Origin of the sequence: Ilyomonas limi, from assembly GCF_005233845.1 — a bacterium.
GTDB classification, from domain to species: Bacteria; Bacteroidota; Bacteroidia; order Chitinophagales; family Chitinophagaceae; genus Ilyomonas; species Ilyomonas limi.
Genome location: NZ_SZQL01000047.1, coordinates 1 through 4,110 on the forward strand (window position 1 = coordinate 1; position 4,110 = coordinate 4,110).

6 protein-coding genes are annotated in these 4,110 nt (G+C 38.5%); all 6 read left to right on the forward strand.

Going from position 1 to position 4,110, the window contains the following annotated elements; genetic code table 11:
- Positions 1-151 precede the first annotated feature (151 nt).
- The 6 genes from FC093_RS23340 (at position 152) to FC093_RS23365 (ending at position 3,905) form a co-directional block, all read left to right on the forward strand.
- Positions 152-730: a hypothetical protein gene (locus FC093_RS23340; protein ID WP_137264236.1), complete on the forward strand. Its 579-nt coding sequence runs from the start codon at positions 152-154 to the stop codon at positions 728-730.
- 150 nt (positions 731-880) lie between these two features.
- A complete protein-coding gene (locus FC093_RS23345) occupies positions 881-1,402 on the forward strand; it encodes a hypothetical protein (protein WP_137264237.1) in 522 nt (173 codons plus the stop codon).
- A 276-nt stretch (positions 1,403-1,678) separates the two neighbouring features.
- The gene (locus FC093_RS23350) at positions 1,679-1,906 is read left to right on the forward strand and encodes a hypothetical protein (protein WP_137264238.1); all 228 of its coding nucleotides are present in this window, start codon (positions 1,679-1,681) and stop codon (positions 1,904-1,906) included.
- The gene (locus FC093_RS23355) at positions 1,891-2,280 is read left to right on the forward strand and encodes a type II toxin-antitoxin system VapC family toxin (RefSeq protein ID WP_137264239.1); all 390 of its coding nucleotides are present in this window, start codon (positions 1,891-1,893) and stop codon (positions 2,278-2,280) included. Before FC093_RS23350 ends, FC093_RS23355 begins: the two co-directional genes overlap by 16 nt.
- A gap of 163 nt (positions 2,281-2,443) precedes the next feature.
- Positions 2,444-3,130 (forward strand): hypothetical protein, encoded by a 687-nt coding sequence (locus FC093_RS23360; RefSeq protein ID WP_137264240.1) that lies wholly within the window; start codon positions 2,444-2,446, stop codon positions 3,128-3,130.
- A 133-nt stretch (positions 3,131-3,263) separates the two neighbouring features.
- Positions 3,264-3,905 (forward strand): DUF6985 domain-containing protein, encoded by a 642-nt coding sequence (locus tag FC093_RS23365; RefSeq protein ID WP_137264241.1) that lies wholly within the window; start codon positions 3,264-3,266, stop codon positions 3,903-3,905.
- Positions 3,906-4,110 lie beyond the last annotated feature (205 nt).

Below are 4,110 nucleotides of genomic sequence, written 5' to 3' on the forward strand. Positions count from 1 at the left end.
AACAAGTGCATTGCCAAAAGTGGGGCGGATGAACAAAACTCATCATCAGTTTTTCAATCCGGCTTTTGTACTATATTTATGCTGATGAATAAAATTGCCCCACCATCGGCAATGCGCGAACGTAAGCTGCAATTTATAGTGACACTTCCTAATGACTAAGAAAATTAAAAAGGGCGGAAGACAGTTCTTTGCTCAACAAAAACTCAAACAAACAATTCCCCATTTCAAACTTTTTAATGGCGTTTTGGCGACATTCTTTTTTGGTTCGCTTTTGTTGACAATAAGGGAAATAAACATTTATGAAAAGACATTTATTCCCTTCAAAATTCCTTTCTTTATTTGGGTTTTTACAGGACTTGTTTTTACGCCATTTTTTAAGAGAATTCTGACAGTTTACTTTACTACACCATTTTTGTTTTTACAGATAGTCTATAATATCGTGACTTGGGGAGGCTTATTCGTTTCAGCATTTATGTTTGCTAATTATTACTTGGCTGACAATAAAACGATTGTAATAAATGAAAAGATAATTTCAACCGGACACCTTGCAAGAGGTGAAAGGGGAACTTGCGAAGAACCTTTCATAATTATCAACTACAATGGACAAGAAAAGCAGCTGGTGTACTATTGTGACACCCAAGTTGAAAAATACAAAAGTGTTGACTTGACAATAGCGAAAGGATTTTTAGGCTACGACATCGTAACAAACTCTGACTTAAAAATAAATTAAACAGCAGCTTACATGAGGCTTGCTGCCATAGCGGCTCGACGGAAGCCATTCAGCAGCAGCAACTCTAATCATCTTTTCAGCTATATTTGGGGCTGACCTGCACGAAGTGCCGCTCCGGGCAGCAAGCCGTCCTCGTAAGCTGCCATTTTCATGAGACCATCATTTAGACATTTCTTATTTTTCGTTCTGATACTTTCATCGTGTGCGACCAAGGATAATAAGCAAGAAGTAAAAACTGAAGTTCAGTATTCAACAACCGACACAACACAGCAGAGTCATTCACCACAAACGAACCTTGACAAAAAGGAAATTGAAGGAAATAGCGACACATTAACCATTGACACAAAAGCCGCAGTATTTTTTCAACCTGACAGTTCGCAAATGGAAAAGCGAATGAAAGAAGTTGGTGAGAGAGATTTCCGAGCAGGAGCGGATGACTATATCTATTACATAAACATATCGGCAGAATTTTTAGAGAAACAAGGTGTGCCAGTGATGAATGCCAAGTCCAAAAAGTATTTGAAGTTCGTAACATCGGACAAGAAAGCGGAACTTGTGAAACTTGACACGTTACGCGAATTGTGGGGCATGTATTTTTTTGACCCAACGAAAAGACCATATTATGCTGACATTACTGAAATTGAGGAGGACTATAAAAGTTATTTCAAGTAATGAACAGTTTTAGAACGGAAGACCTAAACGGCAGCTTACATTGGGTTTGCTGCTATGCTGGCAGACGAATAAATTCTCATCTTTTTATTCACAATCAGCAGCAGTTTTGGCTGACCGATTTCTTTTGAACATTTGTTCGTAATTTGAACTTTAATAATTTTAATTGGCTGATGGTCGGCTGGAGGAGCAATGAATACCAGCACAGCAGCAAGCCCTAACGTTGGGCGTCACCTTTCAACGGCTTACTATTCGACGAAACTTCTTAAATTTGACATTATGCAAGCGCAAGTTGAAATAGGATATGACCAGTTGGTGAAATTGGTGAAACAGCTTCCTAAAAAGCAGTGGACACAGCTCAAAAGCGAAGTGGAAAAAAATGAGGTTCTTACTGACACACAGTCAGACATGTTGACCTTGCTATTAAATGGTCCGACTTTCAGCAAGAAACAACTAAACGAAATCGCAAAAGCAAGAAAAGAAATTAATCAATGGCGGACAAAATAATACTTATTGACACATCCGTCCTGATTGATTATTTCCGCAAGACCGATAAAGAAAATGCCGCCCTTGTCGCAATTGTAAAACAGGGCTATACTTACTGCATTTCATCGGTGACTGAGTACGAAATTTACAGAGGAGCACTATTGGGACAAATTGCATTTTGGGATAACCTTCTCCTGAAAGTAGAGGTTTTGCCCTTTGACAAAACGGCTTCCAGAATAGCGGTCGACATTAATTCTGAACTGAAGCGCAAACGGAAACAGATTGAAATTGCGGATTTGTTTATTGCTGCAACCGCAGTAGCCAACGGCTTAAAATTGGCGACGCTTAACAAAAAGCATTTTGATAGAATAGAGGCTTTGACCTTAATGAACTAAGGCGAACGCCCAACAGCGGGCTTGCTGCCATAGCGGCTTGACGAATGCCAATCATCATCAGGAATTCTATTGTTCTTTTTATTCTATATTTGGTCTGACGAACCACGAATTGCCGCTCCGGCAGCAAGCCTTGTTCGTTGGCTGCTATTTCAAATTAACTTTAGTGACTGCGGAAAATTTTATATCTAAGTATACTGACATTGAGACTAGATGCTTTATTAAGAAGCAAAGGACTGTTCTGCTTGACAGATTAATTGATGAAGCTTTACAACAAAACAGCTTATCAACTTTTGACGAAATCAGTTTTGTAGTCAACCAACTCCTTGACAAGAAAATAAAAATCAGACAATCTCTTTTTTCAAGACTTATTTATCCTGTTTTATCAAAGCAGGTGGACTCAGACAATGTTGACGCCATTAAGCTAATGATTAAGTTATTATATCTTTTATCAGGCTTTCAGGAATTGACTGGCAATCACAAATACTCTTATGACCAACTGATTGAACGAGGACTTTATTTGCAACCAAATGACAAAGGGTTGCTTGAAAATCGGGAGTTGACTTTGAGGAGCTATCTCAATATGACACTTCATGAAATTCCGACAGGAGTTCTTTACGAGACCAACGGGGCGACAATACAGGAGTGTGATGAACTATTAAAAGTTTTGACTTACTACAAATCAATTTGCGATATGCTTCATGTTGACCATACTGATTTAATAAATGAAGCGAGGTTCTATTATGAGGCTTACAAAGAATATCTATCAGTTTATCAGAGATTCAATGGATTTAAAGATTACCTAAGCCGGACGACAATAAAACAGCAGCCAACAACGGGTTTGCTGCCATAGCGGGGCGACGAATCTCGGCTGAACATGAGGAATTCCAATCATCTTTTCAGCTATATTTGGTCTGACGTAACTCAGAATGCCGCTGCGGCAGCAAGCCCGCGGGCGTTATAAGCCATTTTTAAAAGACGTAGCAATGGAAAGTCTCCTTGACTTAAAAGCAAATAGCATTATTGGAAAAACATATGAAGGAGTATTGACATTAACAACTTGGAATGGTTACCAAAGCAGGCAGGGACATTATGGCACGAAAGACAAGGAAGAAAGTTCTGATGGAACTGTAAAAGTATTTGTTAAAGGAAAGAGCGTTGACAATGTTACAATAAGTACAGAACAACAAATAAACGCAATAAAATATTTGGTTGACAATTCAGAACAAGTAAGAGGTGCATTACTTACTGGACTTTTTAATAAATTACCAGAGCTTAAGGAAATATATGAAGAGTTAATTCCAAATATTACTGAAATAGAAGACTTTAAAAACTTTCTTGGACTTACTAATTTGCATATTATGCCTGCCGACAAAGATAACTTCGCTTACATCGGTTTTGAGCTTGGTTGTGACTGGGACGAAGAACATGGTGTTGGAGTGATGATGCATAAAGATAGAGTTGTTGCTATAGGACAAGCGGATACTTCTTTCGATAGTTGGGTAACATATGACGACAATGGAACGACTGAAATCGAAACTCAAAAATGGAACGAAGCAAACGCTAAAATTCAAGCGGAAAGGCAACCTATTAATACTAAAGTAAAACCTTGGTGGAAATTTTGGTAGCAGCTCGGCTGAAAGAAAAACGGCTTATAACAATAGTATTGCCAAAAGTGGGGCTGGACGTTGAAACAATCAGCAGCGGTAATGTCTCGTCCTGAAATAGGTTGACTAAAAAACAGCCTATTTATGGATTTAAAAACACAAATTATTACAGAGTATTTAACGCAGGGAGTGGGCTTCAGACAGCTTGCTCAAAAGTATGGCATCA